Source organism: Burkholderia sp. BDU5, assembly GCF_001522845.1.
Classification (GTDB): Bacteria; Pseudomonadota; Gammaproteobacteria; order Burkholderiales; family Burkholderiaceae; genus Burkholderia; species Burkholderia mayonis.
Genome location: NZ_LOWC01000094.1, coordinates 1 through 1,158 on the forward strand (window position 1 = coordinate 1; position 1,158 = coordinate 1,158).

At 64.5% G+C, this 1,158-nt stretch carries 1 pseudogene; it reads right to left on the reverse strand.

Going from position 1 to position 1,158, the window contains the following annotated elements:
* Positions 1-1,106 (reverse strand): annotated as a pseudogene (locus WS69_RS15310) (IS3 family transposase); the annotation flags it as partial.
* Between the last annotated feature and the right edge of the window lie 52 nt (positions 1,107-1,158).

The window sequence follows — 1,158 nt, forward strand, 5'->3', positions numbered from 1 at the left end:
GTGAACGGTAGCCGATGCTGCTGTGTAGACGGCGCAGGTTGTACCAGCCCTCGAGGAACCAGAACAGACGCGCGCGCCTGTTCGTGCGTCTCGAAACGCTCGCGCATGAGTATTTCCGATTCGAGCGTGCCGAAGAAGGATTCACACATCGCGTTGTCGTAGCAGTCGCCAGCGGTGCCCATCGAAGGCTGCACGCCGGCCTCGCGACAGCGCCTGGACGTATATTGGCAGCCCTGATCGGAATGCAGAATGACTCCGCGAGCGCGACGTTGCGCGAGCGCCATATCGAGCGCACGCAGCATCAGTTCCGTGTACAGATGATTGGACATTGCCCAGCCTACGATGCGGCGGCGGAACACATCGAGCACGACGGCCAGATACAGGAATCCCTCGCTGGTCGGAATGTAGGTGGCGTCGGCCACCCACAGCACGTTCGGCGCTGCGGCGCTGAAGTGGCGACGCACCAGATCAGGGGCATGCCGTGCTCCCGCGCGTAGGCGCGTAGTGCATCCATTGCCTGCGACTGGCCCCGCACAGGCCCGCCAGACGCATGAGCCGCGCGACTCGCTTGCGCCCGACATGTGCGCCTTCGCGTTTGAGCTGAGCATGGATACGCGGCGCGCCATAGGTGCCGCGCGAGCTCGTGTGCAGCGTGCGAATACGCGAGAGCAACTGCGCATCGCTGCATGCCTGCTTCGACGGCTCTCGCACGAGCCACGCATAGTCGCCGCTGGTGGAGACTCGCAGCAGCCGCGCCATCGTGGCAATGGGCCAGCGGGCCCGGTTCGCCTTCATGAATCCGTACCCTTCGGCGGTACGGCCCCCGTCTCCCGGGCGAACCAGGCAGCCGCGTGAGAGAGTATGTCGCGCTCCATCTCGAGTTGGCGCACCTTACGACGCAGCCGAGTCAATTCCTGCCGCCCGGCCGTCGTCAGTCCATCCTGGCGCACGCCCGAATCACGATCGGCCTGCGCGACCCAGTTGATGATGCTCTGCGCCGTCGGCTCGAACTCGCGCGCCAATTCCTCCGGCGTACGTCCTGCCTTCACTCGCTCCACCATCTGCGCCCGGAACTCCGCCGGGTACGCTTTCCGATGCTTGCCCATGACGGCACCTCCTCTCCAACAAGAATAGGTGTCCGTTTTTGCGGGTCAACTT